Source organism: Candidatus Woesearchaeota archaeon, assembly GCA_030651135.1.
GTDB lineage: Archaea > Nanobdellota > Nanobdellia > Woesearchaeales > JACPBO01 > JACPBO01.
Map to the genome: position 1 here is coordinate 306069 of JAUSCS010000006.1, position 17899 is coordinate 323967.

22 protein-coding genes are annotated in these 17899 nt (G+C 38.7%); 15 read left to right on the forward strand and 7 right to left on the reverse strand.

The window, feature by feature from the left end:
• Positions 1 to 2: 2 nt before the first annotated feature.
• The gene (locus Q7J54_01760; GenBank protein MDO8740281.1) at positions 3 to 215 is read right to left on the reverse strand and encodes an NFYB/HAP3 family transcription factor subunit; all 213 of its coding nucleotides are present in this window, start codon (positions 213 to 215) and stop codon (positions 3 to 5) included.
• 52 nt (positions 216 to 267) lie between these two features.
• On the opposite strand from Q7J54_01760, the gene hjc reads away from it, so the two are divergent.
• Complete coding sequence (gene hjc / locus Q7J54_01765; GenBank protein ID MDO8740282.1) at positions 268 to 660, forward strand: Holliday junction resolvase Hjc; 393 nt, start codon at positions 268 to 270, stop codon at positions 658 to 660.
• 146 nt (positions 661 to 806) lie between these two features.
• Here the strand turns inward: hjc and Q7J54_01770 are convergent, their stop codons facing one another.
• The 6 genes from Q7J54_01770 to purF all read right to left on the reverse strand — a co-directional run bounded on the left by Q7J54_01770 (position 807) and on the right by purF (position 5276).
• Positions 807 to 1667 carry a hypothetical protein gene (locus Q7J54_01770; GenBank protein MDO8740283.1) on the reverse strand — a complete coding sequence of 287 codons (861 nt, stop codon included), beginning with the start codon at positions 1665 to 1667 and terminating at the stop codon, positions 807 to 809.
• 121 nt (positions 1668 to 1788) lie between these two features.
• Positions 1789 to 2154 carry a hypothetical protein gene (locus tag Q7J54_01775; GenBank protein ID MDO8740284.1) on the reverse strand — a complete coding sequence of 122 codons (366 nt, stop codon included), beginning with the start codon at positions 2152 to 2154 and terminating at the stop codon, positions 1789 to 1791.
• 546 nt (positions 2155 to 2700) lie between these two features.
• Positions 2701 to 3090 carry a hypothetical protein gene (locus tag Q7J54_01780; protein ID MDO8740285.1) on the reverse strand — a complete coding sequence of 130 codons (390 nt, stop codon included), beginning with the start codon at positions 3088 to 3090 and terminating at the stop codon, positions 2701 to 2703.
• 1 nt (position 3091) lies between these two features.
• Positions 3092 to 3319, reverse strand: a complete 228-nt coding sequence (locus tag Q7J54_01785) for a hypothetical protein (GenBank protein ID MDO8740286.1) — start codon at positions 3317 to 3319, stop codon at positions 3092 to 3094.
• 1 nt (position 3320) lies between these two features.
• A complete protein-coding gene (locus Q7J54_01790) occupies positions 3321 to 3830 on the reverse strand; it encodes a hypothetical protein (GenBank protein MDO8740287.1) in 510 nt (169 codons plus the stop codon).
• Positions 3831 to 3902: 72 nt separating this feature from the next.
• A complete protein-coding gene (gene purF / locus Q7J54_01795) occupies positions 3903 to 5276 on the reverse strand; it encodes an amidophosphoribosyltransferase (GenBank protein ID MDO8740288.1) in 1374 nt (457 codons plus the stop codon).
• Between the two features lie 117 nt (positions 5277 to 5393).
• On the opposite strand from purF, the gene pyrB reads away from it, so the two are divergent.
• From pyrB to Q7J54_01865, 14 genes are all read left to right on the forward strand, one after another.
• The gene (gene pyrB / locus Q7J54_01800) at positions 5394 to 6311 is read left to right on the forward strand and encodes an aspartate carbamoyltransferase (protein MDO8740289.1); all 918 of its coding nucleotides are present in this window, start codon (positions 5394 to 5396) and stop codon (positions 6309 to 6311) included.
• The gene (gene pyrI, locus Q7J54_01805) at positions 6308 to 6757 is read left to right on the forward strand and encodes an aspartate carbamoyltransferase regulatory subunit (protein ID MDO8740290.1); all 450 of its coding nucleotides are present in this window, start codon (positions 6308 to 6310) and stop codon (positions 6755 to 6757) included. The genes pyrB and pyrI overlap by 4 nt, the downstream gene beginning before the upstream one ends.
• Positions 6758 to 6815: 58 nt before the next feature.
• Entirely contained in the window at positions 6816 to 7730 is a 915-nt protein-coding gene (locus Q7J54_01810) for a dihydroorotate dehydrogenase (GenBank protein MDO8740291.1), read from the forward strand.
• Complete coding sequence (locus Q7J54_01815; GenBank protein ID MDO8740292.1) at positions 7720 to 8514, forward strand: dihydroorotate dehydrogenase electron transfer subunit; 795 nt, start codon at positions 7720 to 7722, stop codon at positions 8512 to 8514. The genes Q7J54_01810 and Q7J54_01815 overlap by 11 nt, the downstream gene beginning before the upstream one ends.
• Positions 8511 to 9809 (forward strand): dihydroorotase family protein, encoded by a 1299-nt coding sequence (locus tag Q7J54_01820; GenBank protein ID MDO8740293.1) that lies wholly within the window; start codon positions 8511 to 8513, stop codon positions 9807 to 9809. The genes Q7J54_01815 and Q7J54_01820 overlap by 4 nt, the downstream gene beginning before the upstream one ends.
• Positions 9778 to 10464: a phosphoribosyltransferase family protein gene (locus Q7J54_01825; protein MDO8740294.1), complete on the forward strand. Its 687-nt coding sequence runs from the start codon at positions 9778 to 9780 to the stop codon at positions 10462 to 10464. The genes Q7J54_01820 and Q7J54_01825 overlap by 32 nt, the downstream gene beginning before the upstream one ends.
• A gap of 2 nt (positions 10465 to 10466) precedes the next feature.
• Complete coding sequence (gene pyrF / locus Q7J54_01830) at positions 10467 to 11183, forward strand: orotidine-5'-phosphate decarboxylase (GenBank protein ID MDO8740295.1); 717 nt, start codon at positions 10467 to 10469, stop codon at positions 11181 to 11183.
• A gap of 1 nt (position 11184) precedes the next feature.
• Positions 11185 to 11496 (forward strand): hypothetical protein, encoded by a 312-nt coding sequence (locus tag Q7J54_01835; GenBank protein ID MDO8740296.1) that lies wholly within the window; start codon positions 11185 to 11187, stop codon positions 11494 to 11496.
• 39 nt (positions 11497 to 11535) lie between these two features.
• The gene (gene amrS / locus Q7J54_01840) at positions 11536 to 12543 is read left to right on the forward strand and encodes an AmmeMemoRadiSam system radical SAM enzyme (protein MDO8740297.1); all 1008 of its coding nucleotides are present in this window, start codon (positions 11536 to 11538) and stop codon (positions 12541 to 12543) included.
• Positions 12501 to 14738: a hypothetical protein gene (locus Q7J54_01845; protein MDO8740298.1), complete on the forward strand. Its 2238-nt coding sequence runs from the start codon at positions 12501 to 12503 to the stop codon at positions 14736 to 14738. The genes amrS and Q7J54_01845 overlap by 43 nt, the downstream gene beginning before the upstream one ends.
• Positions 14738 to 15334, forward strand: coding sequence for a hypothetical protein (locus Q7J54_01850; GenBank protein MDO8740299.1), 597 nt, complete (start codon positions 14738 to 14740; stop codon positions 15332 to 15334). Before Q7J54_01845 ends, Q7J54_01850 begins: the two co-directional genes overlap by 1 nt.
• Before the next feature lie 8 nt (positions 15335 to 15342).
• A complete protein-coding gene (gene scpB / locus Q7J54_01855; GenBank protein MDO8740300.1) occupies positions 15343 to 16212 on the forward strand; it encodes an SMC-Scp complex subunit ScpB in 870 nt (289 codons plus the stop codon).
• Entirely contained in the window at positions 16209 to 16352 is a 144-nt protein-coding gene (locus Q7J54_01860) for a hypothetical protein (GenBank protein MDO8740301.1), read from the forward strand. The genes scpB and Q7J54_01860 overlap by 4 nt, the downstream gene beginning before the upstream one ends.
• A 153-nt stretch (positions 16353 to 16505) precedes the next feature.
• Positions 16506 to 17690 (forward strand): hypothetical protein, encoded by a 1185-nt coding sequence (locus Q7J54_01865; protein ID MDO8740302.1) that lies wholly within the window; start codon positions 16506 to 16508, stop codon positions 17688 to 17690.
• Positions 17691 to 17899 lie beyond the last annotated feature (209 nt).

Sequence of the window (17899 nt, forward strand, 5' to 3'; positions counted from 1 at the left end):
AACTAAGATTTTGCAGCCAGCTTTATATCATCCGCTTTTACTGTTCTTCTTCCGGCATGCATTGAAAACTTGATAGCCTGCTGCGCAATGTCATCAGCGATCTCTTCCAAAACAGTTTTCATGGCAACTTTTGCTTTATCAGAAACACGCTCTGCGCCTGCATTTTTCAGGATCTTCTCCATTGCAGCTAAAGGAAGTATTCTTTTTTCAGGCATAATGAGCTTAAAATACTAAATATATTTAAATCTTTCTTAATTACATGAGCTTATGAGCAGGAAAAGCAAGGGGATAAATGCTGAAAGAGAGCTGATCCATAAGTTCTGGGCTGTAAATGGATGGGCTGCTGCCCGCGTTGCCGGATCTGGCTCAATGAAATACCCCAGCGCAGACATTCTCGCTGGCAATAATGTAAGAAAGCTGGCAATTGAGAGCAAGGTGATAAATGACACTAAAAAATATTTTACAGAAGAAGAGATCAAAGACCTCAAAGAATTTTCAACCCTGTTCGGCGCAGAGCCATGGCTGGCAATAAAATTCAAGAAAGAGCAGTGGTTCTTTATACCTGCAGATGATGTTGAAAAAACAGAAACGAACTTGGTTGTCAGCCTGGAAATGACCAAGAGAAAGGGCCTGTTGTTTGAAGAGCTGGTAAGGTGTTGAGCATAACATATGTTCGCTGTTGTGAGAGTTTGACGGAGGCGCCATTTATAATCTTATTTCTAATTGGGGGAAAGGTATAAGGAGATTATGTGGGAGTTAGTATTAAGATATGATTTTGTGGTTGATACTGAGAAAAATAGAAATAATTATTGATCAGAAATTCTTGGAGGTGACTCAACTGCACTCTGTAGCCTTCTTTTATTTAAATCACCTAAATCAATAGCAAAAGAATGATTGGCTTCATAATCAAAAAATTCGACTTCAAACTTAGAGAGGATATGTTCTCTGATATCTTTTCCTAAATCTAAAACCTCTTCAAGAGAATGAGTTTCGTCTGAATTAACCTGCATATCAATAGCCCAAGGAGAATCATCAAACATGGGGGCCTCAAATGTCACATACAGACCTGATTTGAGAGTCCATATTTTAGACCCTTTACTGATTGATCCAAATGATCCATAAGGGACTATTTCTTCTTCTTGGTCAGGAAATCTACTTAGAAGATAAGCATCAACCGATTCATATACTTGTTTTGCAATTTCTCCTGTTGTTAGTTTTGGCTCTTTTTGATAACCCATCAGGGTTGATGTCGTAAGAAAAACAGCAGGAAGTTTTGTTATCTCTAATTTTCTTAATTGTCCAAAATTCTGACCAAAATCTGGAAGTTCCTCATCAGTATAGTCTTTTAATCCAGGGAAAACTTTATGAGTTCTAGGTGTGTTTATTCTTACGCCTGCTCTTGAGAAATGTTCTTTTGCATCCTCATATAATTGTTTGAATGCGTCTAAATCGGCAGTAGGACTATTACTGGCAAAACTTGCATGAAGCCTAGGATTTTTATCTTTACTTACATTCAAAATAGCAAGAGGACTGTTTTGATCTCCTACATATAATGCCCTTGAGTCAGGATAATCATTAACTACAGAAACATGATATTTACCAAATAAGGGTTTGTACTTTGGAACTTCTTCTCTTTCTTTTACTAAAGCAACTAATCCCTTAATCATGCACATTAAGAATATGACTTTATTTATAAATATTAGCAAGAATTAAGTATTGTTAAATGATAATAATCTATTTCTACAACTTCTCCTTTTTATTTAAGCCCCAAAAAATTACAAATAACATTTATTCTACAAACAGCCACAATACATTGGCAGCAATGAAGAATATACCTATCCCGAATCTGATATTTGGATCCTGAAATACTGCGGAAAAAGGCATCTCAAGGCCAAAGGCAACTGCCAATAATGCAATGGAAAGCAATATATCAATAATTCCGTGCAGTGAAGCTAAAAATGCCTTTTTTTCCTTATGCATGTCTTTGAAATTAAAAACAAGATTCAGGATTGCAGATATTATGAACAAAACCAGCGAGATCGGCAGGAATGAATCAGCATTGGGGATATTGATGAATTTGCCAGTTGCAGCTATTAAAAGAACTCCGCTTATTATGCCAAATGTAATGTCTCCCCATTCAAAAAGCGGCTTCATAGCGATATCTTAAAAGATGTTTTATTTAAAGCTTTCGCAGAAGTCAAGTGAGAAATGCATATTTACGAAAAACACCACCACAACTGACAGCAGACGGCCAAAATTTCTTTGCGAAATTTTGCCCTACAGGGTACTCCGTAGGAGCCAACCCTCCCCCTGTCTGCGTCAGTGGTGGTGTTTTTTCTTACAAGAAAATTCCAACCATGGTGCCGACGAGGCAGGGGTTGTCCCTTACGGGGTGCCGAGTAGGGCAAAAACAAAGTTTTTGTCCGTAGGCACCATGATTGGTTGGAATTTTTATTATTCATATTAAAATAAAAAGGGCCCATAACAGAATTATTAATGCGGAGTGCAGGATTCGGACCTGCGTAGGCACTAAGCCAATAGATGACTTACATTGATTCTTTCATCGCACTCCAATTGAGCACTCAACACTCAAATGCCTTGAGTTTGGATTAGCCTTGCCAATGGCTCTAGGCTAACTATCCCGTTTGGCCACTCCGGCAACTCCGCATACAGTTTAGAATAATCGCTTTATATAAAAAGTTAACTTAAATTTCCAAGCCTTGCTTCGATTTCTTTTAATTGATCTTCCAGCTCATCCACACTGCTTTTCTTTGTTTTTTCAGCAGGCACTTTAATATCTTTCTTGGATCTTTTCTCTTTCTTCGGCTTTTCTTCTGCTTCTTCTTCAGGAACCTTGCTTCTTAATTTTGTTTTCGGCAGCTCTGCCCTTAATTTAAAGAACAAACTGTTGATATCATTTACTGCGCTCCTTAATTTTACAATCTCCCCTGTTTTTTCAGCTTTCAGCAGCCTGAAGTTTTCATATCTCTGCAATAACTGGACAATCAGCTTTGAAGTTTCAAGGATCTCCCTTCTCATGCTGGTTGGCTCTTTTATTCCGATATAGAAAAGATCTTCTTCGCTTTTCATCTTACAGCCTTTCAGGCTCGAACAATGTCCTGTCTATGAAATCAATCTTTCTTTCAACTTCATCAATGTCGCCGCCCCATCCTTCAAGCTCAGAATCCTCGCTGTTTTTCAGCTCATTTATTCTGTTTAACGTTTCCTTTGCTTCTTCCAGCCTTGCTCTTATTATTTTGAGCAGATCCAGAACTTCCTTATATTCATCGATTTTTACATAAACAGGCATTCCAGGCATTTTATCCTCCTTTGAACAGTGTTTTATCCATTAGCATAAGCTTTTTTTGAATATCCTCAAGCTGGGAATTCCATTTTTTGAACTGAGATTCCCTGTCATCTTTTATGTCTTCCAGATCAGATAATATCGTCTCAGATTCCTTTAATTTTTCCCTTATCGAGTTTATTTCAAAAAGAACATTTTTAAACTGAGAGGATTTTACAAATATCGGCTCGGTTATATCTTTGGCTTCAAGCTCTGCTCTCATATCTTCTTTTTGAAACCGAGTCAACTCTGGCTCTTTCTCTTCAGGTACAGATTCAATCGGAGGAAGCTCAGGAAACTCTTCGAAAACAGGCAAATTTTCAAATTCGCTTGGCTTTATTTCCGGCAATTCCGAAGGCGGATGAGCTTCCTCTGCAATCTGCATAGGAGGAATTTCAGCTTCAGAAGGCAACGGAGGCGGAGGAATGTCAAGATCTGAGAACGAAGGAAACTGCTCTTTTTTCTTCCCAAACTTGAAAAACGCCATTATACCACCTCTTATCGAAAAAGTAATCTGGTGGCTTTATTAACTTTTATTAGTATTTTAGAATGGTGACAATTACTTTACAGGATAATTGCCATTCCAGCAGGCAGCACAGTGCTTATAGCCTGTTTTTTGAGCAACATTCAGCATATCATCTAATGGTAAATAGCAGAGGCTGTCTGCACCTAAAAACTCCCTTATGTTTTCAATGGACTTGCCGAATTTATTAAATGCCAGTTCATTTTGAGTTGGAAAGTCAATTCCATAAAAACAGGGATATTCGTGTGGTGGACAGCTTATTCTAAGATGGACTTCTTTTGCCCCTGCAGCTTTTAAATCGTTGATCCTGCCTTGTGTCGTATTGCCTCTAACAATGGAATCGTCAACCAAGATGATGCGCTTATCTTTTACAGCATTTCGCATTATATTTAATTTTATTGAATTTACAGACTCTCTTTCGCTTTGGCGGGGGTTTATAAAACCGCGTCCAGTATAATGGTTTCGCACATAAACATCTTTATAGGGGATTTTAGATTCTTCACTAAATCCAAGCGCCGCATGATATCCAGAATCCAGGATAGCGGCCACAATATCTGCTTTCGCAGGACAAGATCTGGCGAGTGACCGTCCAAACTCAAATCTTAGTTCATTGACAAAAACACCATTTATTATGCTGTCCGGTCTTGCAAAATAAACTTCTTCAAAAATGCAAAAAGGATTCTGAAAGCCGAGATCAAAAGAATAGAATTTATCCTGCGTTTTTAATGATTCGTTGTTCACAACAATAAATTCACCCGGCCTCACATCTCTGACATAGTCTGCCTTTATCGCATCCAGAGCGCAGGTTTCAGAAGCTATACAGATTCCTTCCCCCAATTTGCCAATAACCAATGGCCTAAAGCCGTCCCTTACACCAATTAAAGCATCTTTTGTCAGGATAGCCAATGAAAACGCACCCCTTATACCATCTAAACAATCGTAAACTCTTTCGTCAAGCGAATCTTTACTTGATCTTGCAAATTTTTGAGCGATGAGTTCGCTGTCTGTTTCAGAACTGAAAACCACGCCTTCTGTTATAAGATTAATTCTGGTTTTGTCAGTATCAACAAGAGTCCCATTATGGGCAATGGCCATCTTATGTTTGCCATCAACAATAATCGGCTGCGCATTTTTCAAAGTAGAATTTCCCATAGTTGAGTAGCGCGTATGGCTTATTGCACTATTGCCGGGCAATGTTTCAATCAGAATATCACGATCAAAATTTCCTGGTGTTGCAATCAGGCCCATTCTTATTCTTGAGTACAATTCGTTGCCATCAGAACTGACAATCCCAGCGCTCTCCTCGCCTCTGTGCTGCAAAGCCCATCCAGCCCAAAATGCTTTGTTTGATGCTTCATGAACACCAAAACAGCCAAATATTCCGCAATTTTCTCTGACACCATCACCCATGGCTAAAAATTACAAACTCGGTTTTATATCGTTTTCTATTTTTCAGTAGTACTAAAACAAAATAACCTTTTCATCACAACAATACTTTTAAACTGGCGTAATTCCTTTACTTTTTTAATGAGCTTCAAAGGAAAAGATATAATATCAATCAATGAACTTTCTAAGGCAGAGATCATCCACGTTCTTGAAGTTGCCAGAAGCCTTGAATTAAGGCCGAAGCCAAATTTATTAAATGGAAAGGTTCTTGCGACATTGTTTTTCGAGCCATCAACAAGGACAAGGCTCAGCTTTGAATCTGCAATGTCTAAGCTGGGCGGCAAAGTAGTGGGTTTTGCTGATCCTTCTGTCAGCTCTGTCAAAAAAGGCGAAACATTGGCAGACACAATCAGGATTGTAGAGCGATATGCAGATATTATTGTGATGAGGCATCCTTTGGAAGGAAGCGCAAGAGTTGCAGCAGATGTTTCAGATGTTCCAGTGATCAATGCCGGAGATGGAGCTAATCAGCATCCAACGCAGACTTTGCTTGATCTTTATACAATAAAGAAGATTCAAGGGCATATTTCTAATCTGAACATAGCAATGGTCGGGGATTTAAAATATGGCAGGACAACACACTCCCTGGCAATAGCATTGTCAATGTTCGGCTGCAGGATGTTTTTTGTTTCACCTGAGCAGCTTAAAATGCCTTCTTACATCCTTGAGGAATTGGATAAAAAGAACATAGAATATTCAGAGCATACGCAGATTGAAGAAGTTATAAAAAATGCAGATATTTTATACTCAACAAGAATACAGAAGGAAAGGTTTCCAGATCTGGCAGAATATGAAAAAGTAAAGAATGTTTACATCATAACAAAAGACACGTTAAAAAACGCCAAGCCAAATCTTAAAATTTTGCACCCATTGCCAAGAATTAATGAGATAAGCACAGATGTTGACGGCACAAAATATGCGTATTATTTTGAGCAGGCTGCGAATGGAATTCCGATAAGGCAGGCATTATTAAGCTTAGTCTTGGGGAAAGTAAAATGAAGCAGTTGAAAGTCAGCGCAATAAGGGAAGGAACCGTCATAGACCATATTCCCTCAGACATGACTTTTAAGGTTGTCGAGATCCTTAAGCTTGACAGCGTCAAAGAAATAATCTCTGTTGCAGCAAATCTTGACAGCAAAAAAACAGGAAAAAAAGGAATAATAAAGATAGGCGGGAAATTTCTTGGCGAGGACGAAGTCAATAAGATCGCACTGCTGGCTCCGATAGCGACTCTCAGTATCATAAAAGATTTCAAGGTTGTTGAAAAAAACAAATTAGCCATGCCTAAAACAGTTGAAGGGTTTGTGAAATGTTTCAATCCAAACTGCGTAACAAACCACGAGGAGATAAAAACAAAATTTCATGTCATAAATCAAAGCCCTTTAAAGATAAGGTGCCATTACTGCGAGCGGGCAATGGGGAGCAATGACATTGTGCTGAAATAAACAAACTTCCATAAGCTTTTTATAGTTGTATTTTTGTTTTTGTATGCGGGGTATGAAAATTTTATCAACAAAACTTTGCGGAATCAAGTTAGACAATCCTACAATCCTCGCTTCAGGGATCCTTGGCGTAACAGCTTCTTCATTAATCAATGCAGCAAACAACGGAGCAGGAGCTGTCACAACAAAGTCGATTTCTTTGGAAGAGAGAAAAGGCCACAGCAATCCGGTGATCGTTACATTTGAAGGCGGGATGATAAATGCAGTCGGCCTGTCAAGCCCTGGAATTGAAAACGGAATTGAGGAAGTCAAGGAATTTAAGAAAAGATCCAAAACACCAATTATTGCCTCAATATTTGCATCCAAAACAGCGGAATTTGGAGAAGCTGCAAAAAGAATTTCAGAAGCAAAGCCGGATTTAATTGAGGTTAACATTTCCTGCCCAAATGTAGAGGCGGAGTTTGGAAAGCTGTTTGCAGCTGATGCAAAAGTTGCCGCAAGCGTAACCGAGATTGTGAAAAACAGCACAAAGATTCCTGTTTTTGTTAAATTATCCCCGAATGTTTCAAATATAAAAGAAATTGCAAAGGCTGTTGAGGCTGCAGGAGCAGATGGAATAACTGCAGTGAACACAGCCGGCCCAGGCATGGTGATTGACATCAAAACAGCAAAGCCAATTCTTCATAACAAAATGGGCGGGATTTCAGGAGCTGCATTAAGGCCAATAGCTGTAAGATGCGTTTATGACATTTATGAAACAGTTAAAATCCCGATAATTGGAACCGGAGGCATTACAAACGGAAGAGATGCTGTTGAAATGCTCATGGCTGGCGCAACTGCTGTCGGGATCGGAAGCGGTGTTTATTACCGCGGCATTGATGTTTTCAAAAAAGTATGCAGTGAGATTGAAGAATTTATGAAAAAAGAAGGCTACAAAAATTTAAAGGAGATAATAGGGAAAGCGCATGAAAACTGAACAGCCAATTGTTTTGCAAATTAAAAAAATTGTAAATGAAGCCAGTAAAATAAAAACCTTTATCTTTGATTACAGGCTGGATTCCGAGCCGGGGCAGTTCATTAACTTGTGGATCCCAAGATTCGATGAAAAGCCATTTTCCATATCTTATCAGGATGATAAAAAATTTGCAGTAACTGTTGCCTGCATCGGCCCGTTCACAGAAAAGATGTGCAGCTTAAAAGAAGGCGATCTTGTAGGAATCCGCGGGCCATACGGGAAGTCATTTAATCTGAAAGGCAAAAATATTGTTTTGGTTGGCGGAGGCTGCGGCTGCGGTCCATTGGCTTTTTTAGCAGATGAAGCAGTAAAAAAGAAGATCAATGTGAATTTTATCATAGGCGCAAGAACAAAAGATGCCTTATTATTTCTAGAAAGAATGAAGAAGAGCAATATAAAAACATTTGTTACAACAGATGACGGCAGTTTTGGCGTCAAGGGATTTGCAACAGACTTATTAAAAGATTTCCTCGAAAAAAACCACATTGATGCAGTTTACAGCTGCGGCCCGGAAAAGATGATGAAAAAAGTTGCAGAGATGTGCAAAAATAAAAAAATTTATTGCGAACTTAGCTTAGAGCGCTATATGAAATGCGGATTCGGGATTTGCGGACAGTGCTGCATGGATGATTCTGGCTTTAGAGTCTGCACAGATGGGCCGATCATACAAGGAGAGGAAGCTTTAAAATTAAAAGAATTTGGTGATTACAGAAGGGATGCATCCGGAAAAAAGGTGAAATTATGAGCCTGTTCATTGCAAACGCAGATGTTTTTACTGATGGAAAACTGCAGAAAAAGAATATTCTTGTCGCTGATGGAAAAATAAAAGGCATAACAGATGAAAAGGCAATAACAACGTCAAGATTCATAGATGCAGCAGGAAAGATAATATTGCCTGGCCTGATTGACAGCCATGTCCATTTCAGAGAGCCAGGATTGACGCACAAGGAAGATTTCTTTACAGGAAGCTGCGCAGCTGCTGCAGGCGGAGTTACAACAATAATTGATATGCCCAATACGATCCCGCCGACAACCACGATCGATCTGCTTACTGAAAAAAGAGAACTGGCAAAGAAGTCAATTGTGAATTACGGCTTTCATTTTGGATCAACTGTTGAGGATATGAATGAAATAAGAAAATTAAAAGACAGCGATGCTGCTTCTGTAAAAGTATATATGGATGCTACAACAGGCAATCTTCTGATAAATAACGATGAAGCATTGAATTTTATCTTCACTAATTACAAAATGATCACATGCCATGCTGAAGCTGAGAACGTTTTGAAAGCAATAAATCTGATCAAAGAAACCAAAAATAAACTATATCTCTGCCATATTTCAACTGAAAATGAGCTTAATATCCTTAAAAAGAATAAAATAAAAAACAAGGTTTTTGTTGAAGTTACTCCGCATCATTTATTCTTGAGCGAGGAAGATGACAAGAATTCTTTTTTCAAAATGAAGCCTACTTTAAAATCGAAAAAAGATCAGGAAGCATTATGGCTTGCTATTGAGAAAAACAAGGTAGATACAATTGGATCAGATCATGCTACTCATACAATTGAGGAAAAGCAAAAAGAAAACTTTCCTCATGGAGTTCCAGGAGTTGAAACAATGCTGCCTCTGCTTTTTAATGCAGTTTTGAACAAAAAATTAAAAATGGAAAAATTAGTCCAGTTGTGCTGCGAGAATCCTGCAAAGATTTTCCAAATAAGAAACAAAGGCTTTATTAAAGAAGGGTATGACGCGGATCTGGTTGTTGTTGATCCGATGCTTGAAAAAGAAGTCAGTAATGAGGACTTATTTACAAAATGTAAGTGGTCCCCTTTCAATGGCTGGAAGCTAAAAGGCTGGCCTGTGATGACAATTGTTAATGGCGATGTTGTTTTTGAGAATGGAAAGATAAATGACATTAAAGCAAATGAAATAAGCTATATTGTGAAGAACCCTTTTAAGAAAGAGGGCGGGGAAATAGAATCTGAAGAAACAGATGAAGGGGCGATAGAAAATGAAGGTATTCAACCAGAAGAAGTTCAATAAGTTTTTGATACAGCAGAAGGTTGTAGGATTTTTTGAGCAGCCAATAACACTGAAGTCCGGCAGGCTGTCATACTGGTATGCAAACTGCAGAAATCTGCTTGATTACGTTGGTGTGATGGATAAGCTTGCTGATTTCATACAGGCATTTTCAAATGAAAAAAATCTGAATCCGGATTATTTTTACGGAGTTCCGGAAGGCGCTACAAAGTTCGCATTGATCCTAAATTACAAAAGAGCTCACATATTGAAAAACAAAAATTATCCCTTGATTATTGGCAGAGGAAAGCCGAAGGAGCATGGCGATCCAAAAGACAAATATTACATTGGCCCGATTAAAGAAGGCCAGAATGTTGTTGTTTTGGAAGATGTTACAACAACAGGTGGATCTTTGATAGATGCAATAGCTGCATTAAGAGAGGCAAAAGTAAATGTTGTTGCAGCAGTCGGACTTGTAAACAGGATGGAAAAAAGGGATGACGGCTTAAGTGTAGAAGAAAAATTAAAAGAGATCAATGTTCCTTATTATGCAATGACTGATGCATTTCAGATGCTGCCATTGGCTGTAAAAGCTTACAAGCCAGATCATGAGATTATTGCGCATGTTGAAGAAGGTTTCAAGCAGTATGGTGTTTCAGAATTAAAGCTGAGGAAATAAAAATGCAACCAAAAGACAAACTAATCCTTGCGCTTGATGTTGACGGCATTGAAAAAGCAGAAGCATTAGTTTCAGAGCTGAAAGATCATGTCGGAGCTTACAAAGTTGGCAAAGAGCTTTTCACAGCAACAGGCCCGGAAATTGTAAAAAAAATAAACAAAATTGGCGGCAGGGTTTTTCTTGATCTTAAATATCATGATATTCCAAATACTGTTGCAAAAGCAGCAGAAGCAGCCACAAAGTTAGGGGTTTATATGTTTAATATTCATGCTTCCGGCGGCTATAAGATGATGTATGATGCAGCAGAAGCAGTCAAGAAAAAATCAGCAGAGCTCGGAATTAAAAAACCATTTATTTTAGGCGTGACTGTATTGACGAGCATTGATCAAACCACATTAAACAACGAATTAAGAATCAATGGAACAGTTGAAGAGCAGGTTGTTCATCTGGCAAAATTAGCGCAAAAAGCCGGATTAGATGGAGTGATAGCTTCGCCGCAGGAGATCAAGGCAATAAGGCAGGCATGCGGCAGTGATTTTCTGATTGTAACGCCGGGAGTAAGGCCTTTATGGTCAGCTAGCCAGGATCAGAAAAGAGTTATGACGCCTAAAGAAGCGATTGAGCAAGGCGCAGATTATATTGTGATAGGAAGGCCGATAACAGGCGCTGAGAACAAGGTTGAGGCTGCAAAGAAGATATTGGACGAAATTAGCGAGTAAAATGAGCAAACATTATCACGTGAAAAGAACAATGGGGCACGAAAAAGCAGATCAATTAATCAGCGAAGGTGCAAAATTTGAAATAATGGGCAATTTTGTTGCAGCAACAGGAAAGTATATGGCGGCAATAGCTGTTGATCTGACATACACAGATGCCTATGAAATAGCCCTGAGCTGTTTGAAAAATCTTAAAGATTATTGTTCGAAGAACGGATTGCAAACAGAAAAAATTGAAGATAAAATAGTTGTTATCGCAAAATTAGGAGTAAGAAAACGCCTTTTTAGGTCATCAGATTTAGCGCTTATTTTATAGGAATCTTTATAAATTCAGTTTCTTTTATTCTAACAATATATGAAACAAGCCCTTTACTATAAAAAACTGAAAGAAAACATCATCCAATGCCAGCTCTGCCCCAGATTCTGCGCTATAAATCCAGGCGAGATCGGAGACTGCAGAGTCAGGAAAAACATAGACGGCAAACTATTTTCATTGGTTTATGCAGAGCCTTGCGCAGTTTCAGTTGATCAGATTGAAAAAAAGCCCTTATATCACTTTCTGCCAGGCAGCACGTCATTCTCAATAGGCACAACTGGATGCAATTTACATTGTCTTCATTGCCAAAACTGGACAACAAGCCAGGCAAATGCAGGAGAAGCGCCAACAACAATTCTGGAGCCTGAAGATGCTGTAAGGCAGGCAATCAACTCAGGCTCTAAATCAATATCTTACACATACAATGAGCCTTCAATATTCTATGAGTATGTTCTCGATACAGCAAAACTGGCAAGGAAAAAAGGGTTAAAAAATATAATGGTTACAAACGGATACATAAATCCTGAACCGTTAAAGGAATTGTACAAATACATAGATGCAGCGAATGTTGACATTAAGGGCTTTACAGAAGAATTTTACAAAAAAATAGCTGATGCAAAATTAAAGCCGGTTTTGGAAGCATTAAAGTCAATGCAGAAAGCCGGAACTTGGATCGAAATTACAAATCTCATAATCCCGACCTTAAATGACGATCTTAAGAAAATAGAGGAAATGTGCATCTGGATAAAAGAGAATCTTGGCACTAATGTTCCGCTTCATTTTACAGCATTCTACCCGACATACAAATTAACAGGCAAGCCATCAACATCGGTTGAAATACTGAAAAAAGCTCATGATGTTGCTAAGAAGGTTGGTCTTAATTATGTTTATGTTGGCAATGTAGCTAATGAGTACAATAACACATACTGCCCGAAATGCAAAAAGCTTTTAATAGAGAGAACCGGATTCTTCAGTGTTTTAAGCAATAACTTGGTGAAGGGAAAATGCGCAGACTGCAAAGAAAAGATACCTGGCGTTTGGGAGTAGGAGTTTTCTTATTTATTATTGTATTTTTAGTTTTTTCTTTTATTGTTGGCGCTGTCAGATTAAATGAAATCATGCCGCATACAAACAACATATTTGGAGATGAATGGGTGGAAATTTATAATGAGAATGACTCCAATATTTCTTTGATTAACTGGACGATTAGAGATTTAAGCAGCAACGACATCATAAATCTAAATATTTCGGCAAATGGTTTTGGCCTGATTGTTGATTCTGCAATAGGTTGCTCTGCTTTCAATGTTTCAAATGAAAGTTGCATCGAACTGGTTACAATAGGAAATGGCTTGAAGGATGATAATGAGAGTGTTTTTTTATATGATGAGAATAACGCCCTTGTCAGCAATTTTTCTTGGAATATGACTATAAAGTCTTCTGGAAGATCTTGGCAATTTTATAACAACAGCTGGCAGGAAGGAAGCCCAACGCCCGGCGCAATAAACAACATTTCTGCGCAAACAAACCAAACCAATCAAACAAATGCAACGATAAAAGGCCTCGAATTGACTGCTAATCTAAACGATATCATCTATTTGGGTGGTGAATATACTGGCCTCTTTAAAATAGAAAACTTAGACCATATAACTGGTCAAACAGACCACATCAATGCAACAGTTTATTACAACATAACTAACGAGTCATCTCTGATAAAAGAAGGTTATTTTAACATCACAAATCTCAATTCTTACACAACTTCAGATACAGGTGAATTCACCCCAAATATGGCTGGCAATTACTCTCTCTGCGGTTTGATCGTTAATTCAACTGTCAATGACGCAAATTCATCAAATGATTTTGCATGCAAAAACTTCACAGTCATTGATACAAGCTCAGTTCCCTGCAACATCTCAATAAATCTCAGTTCTGAAAATACAATTTACCTTACAAACGAATCAATAAAGTTTTACAACAATCTGAATAATGAAACCTTTCTTTATACGATTGAATACTGGAAAGAAGATTTATTCGGAGCGCAGATTGGAAGCAGGACAAATACAACCAACACAAACCAGAAATCATGGAGCCCGAGCATAGACGAGCTTGACCAAGTTTTCTTCATAAAAAACAGGATTGCTTATGTTGCCTGCAACGACACGAACAGCACAGACGATTACTCTGAAAAGATGGTTGTTGTAAGGGGAGCAGCCAGGACTGACAATTCAATCATACAGATAGATGAGGTTTATCTTGGAACTGATGATAAGGCGAAATTCGGAGATTCCTTGAGATTCAAGGTCATCATTTACAAAGGGAATTCAACAAAAACAAGTGTTCAGGCATGGCTTGAAGATGGCAGCGAAGAGAAGATAAGCAAGACAACAAGCACAAATATTTATGGAAATTACCAGAATCATACAATAACAATACCTGTGCAGATCGAAGCCAACTGCAACGGCGCAATCTCAGATGGAAACTATAATTTAGTTGTTGAAGGGTTAGATGCTGCTGATGAGGAAACAGTCTATGTTGAAGGAACAACAAGCAGCCTGTGCCAGACTGTGACAAGCTATAAAACATCAAGTTCGGATACCAGCAGCCAGACACCTTTGAACCTTGAGCAGGAAAGCGAAGCTCCAACAACGAGCTTTGTTTATGACAAAGTAAGATTTAATATCGCCTCGCCAACCGCGATCGAATTTGGCAAGGGATTTGTTGTGAATATTACGGCAATAAACACAGCTGACGGCGAGAAGGATTTCGATGCATGGGCTTATGTTTTCAAAGGAAGGAAAAGCATAACTGATCCGATGCAGAATAAGAAGCATCTGGCTTTAGGTAAAAATGAGTCTCTGCAGTTTTACTTGCCCATTATTGTTGATGATGAAAATATTGATCCGGGAGATTACAAATTAATGGTTAAACTGAATTCATCAGCAAGAAAATCATTAAAATCCGTTTCAAAGGCAGTAGAGCTGATTTTTAATCAGGAATATTCCGGAAAAGAAGCAATATCCCTTAAAAGCCAGGGAGAAACTGCAGGCAAAACACAAGCGGAATTCGATTCCGAAAGCTTTAATAATGAACTTGAATTTGACAGCATAAATAAAGTAACAGGCAGCGTTGTTTTAAACGCAGATGTTTATGAATCGACAACAGTGAAAGCAAAGAAATTAGTCAAATATTTCATTGTCAGCGCATTTGGCCTGTTTGTCATAATGCTCATATGGAGAAAGGTTTGATGGACAAGAAGGAAATCAATAAGAAAATTGCTGAAGGCTGGCTTCATACGAGGCTGATAGTTGAAATGCTTGGGAAGCCAAAGGAACACTTAGACCAAACTATGAAGCAGTATATTGAAAAATTAAAAGATGATAAAGATATCATTGTCATAAAAGAAGAATATTCAGAGCCAGAGGATAAAGAAGGGATGTTTGCTGAGTTTGTCGAGCTTGAAATGCTTTTCAGAAGCATAGAAGTGCTTACATTCTTCTGCTTTGATTACATGCCATCAAGCGTGGAGATAATTGCTCCTGAAAAAGTTTCTTATGTCACAAGGGATGTTATGGCTTTCCTGAACGATCTTCAGGCAAGGCTGCATACAATTGATTTGAAACTGAAAACCATTACGCAAGAAAATACAAATCTCACCCATAATGCATTTACTCTTTTGAGGAACCTTATATTGCTGTCAATAAGGCAGGGTGATAAGTCTGCGGCAGAATTATCAGAGATAACGGGCATAAAAGCAGAAGAGCTGATGAAATTCCTGGATATTTTTGAGAAAGAAGAGAATAAAATAAAAAAAGAAGGAGACAAATATACAACAATAAAATAAAGGGCAGAATGGACAAAAAAGAGGTTGAAGCATTATTATTTTCATCCGGCAGAAAGATGAATGTTGAAGAATTGGCTAAGTTATGCCGTTCTAATCCGGAGCTTGTAAGGGAACAGCTCATAATATTGCAGGCAGAATATGAAGAAAAGGAATCGCCTTTGATGCTTGTCGAGGAAGGCAGCAGCTGGAAGCTTACTGTAAGGGAGAGATACCTTGATCTTGTAAAAAACATTGTTACAGAAACAGAGCTGAGCAAAAGCTGCATGGAAACACTTGCTGTTATTGCATTCAAGTATCCTGTTGTGCAGGCAGATGTAATAAAAATAAGAACTAACAAGGCATATGAAGACATTAAATTATTGGAAGAAGCAGGGTATGTTGTAAAGGAAAAATTCGGCAGGACTTTTAAATTGAAATTAACTGAGAAATTCTTCCACTATTTTGATCTTCCTGAAAAAGACCTGAAAGAGAAGTTTTCTGATTTTAAGCAGATTGAAGAAGCTATTGAGCAGAAGGAAAAAGACATCGAGGAAGCAAAGCAGAAAAACATTGATAAGCTAAAGCAGGAAAAAGATGAAACTGAAAAAAAGAGAAAAGAAGCTGAAGAAGAGATTGAAAAGCTGGACAAGCTCGAAGTTTTTGAAGAGCCGAAGATTGAAGAAGATAAAGAGAAGCTTGGTGATCTGGAAGTTGTTGATGAGCCTGAAGAAGCGGAAAAAGAAACTGAGGAAGGAAAATCCGGAGAGGAAGCAAGCGAAGAAAAAGAAACAACTGCAGAAGAAGCAGAAAAAGACAAAGAAGAAAGTCCGGAAGAAGCTGATGCAGAGCAAGAAGAATCTGAAAGCGAAGAAAACAGCAAAGAAACAGAGGAAGAATGATGCTTCTATTAAAATGCCCAAAATGCAAGCAGGAAATGAAATATCAAAATAAAGATGGAATTCTCACGAAGAAGATCAAGAAATGCGTTTACTGCGGCCATGGATTTAAGGTTGGGGATAATATTGTGAAGAAATTGTGAATTTGAAGATGTTCTGACAATGTATGTGGTTGCTATTATCTGTTCCAACGATTGAAATGAGCGCCGCAGTTCCAGAGGCCGCCGAAAAGTTTTTATAGTGATATGGAGTAAATATCTTTGAAGGATATTTTGAATGGACGGAAAACAGCTATTATGAAAATAAAAAAATCCGGAATTGCGATATTGGTTGTTTCTTTATTCTTAGTTTTTACATTAAGTGGCTGCACCTCGCAGAATCCAGGCGGTAATCAGACTTGGGCAGGCGGAGGAGGAGGCAGGACTGGCAGCAGTAATGGAGACGCCTCAGGAGGAGATTCTGGTTCATCTGGAAGCCAACCTCCGGCAACAGGAGATTCTGGTGGTGGTTCATCCGGCGGTGATTCTGGCAGCGGAACGTCGGGTGGAGATAGTGGAGGATTGCCTCCTGCAGAAAATCCTGATGGAAATGGGCAGCAGGATATGAGCGCATGGAAAGAGTATATTCAGCAGATTGTGGATGATCCGGATGCAACAATCAAGGCAGATTTGAATGCGCTCAGTTTAGCGCAGATGTCCGGACTTGATACTTCTGATGAATTCTATAACATGATAATCGGAAAGATACGCGCTAAGATTGACAATACCCTCAAAAGAACAGACCTATGCCAAAACGATTTGATTCCATTGATAGAGCTTGCTCAGCTCACAGGCATAGATGATCTGGCAGATGAGGGCATATATCGTCTTGGAAAGGTTACTGCTGTGGATGATCTTGTAACAGGCGCTGAAAAACTCTATTTAACTGTGCCGCGCGACTGCAGCTCAGTCGAATTCAAATATGATTCTATCAACACAAACGGCAATTACAAAACTTCAATGACCGCATCAATACTCGGGGATTTGAAAGAACAAACTATATTAGATTGGGTTAATTCCGATGCCAGAACATATGTCTGGCAAAGAGGAAAGATCGAGTGGACATATTCTGATGTATCTTCTGATAGCTGTTTGACTATAACAAAATCGAGTATCGGAAGAGCAGACCTAACGAAAAACGATGGTTCTGTTGAAGTTTATAAAGATGGAACATTTTCTGGCCAGATTATCAGCAGGTCAATCCAGATAGAAGTTTCAGAGACAGTGCAGCCGGTGGATCCTGAAGAAGACTGCTCGGAATATACCCCGAGAAGCTACACTGAGATTGGCAGCATTGGCGCATATATTCAGGGAAGCTGGGCAGACAAATATAAAATAACCGTCAATGTCAAGAAAGAAACACCTCAGGAAGAGGTAGATGCAGGGAACTCTAAAGAAAGCACGATCACAATAGCAAATCTCCATATACCGTTTCCAGAGTGACTGGCAATTTCCATTCAGGATCAGACTTTTTTTAGCCTCTCAAGATTATTGGATATAACACATGCCTGTTAGCCGAGTCAGCCTTACGAATGAAATGAAGTGTGGCTGACCGAGCGGTAGCAGTTGCTGGCTCGGCAAATTTTAGTTATAGTTTATACGCCGGGTTTATTACGTAAAGGCACAAAAACCAAAAGATTAATATAGTACAT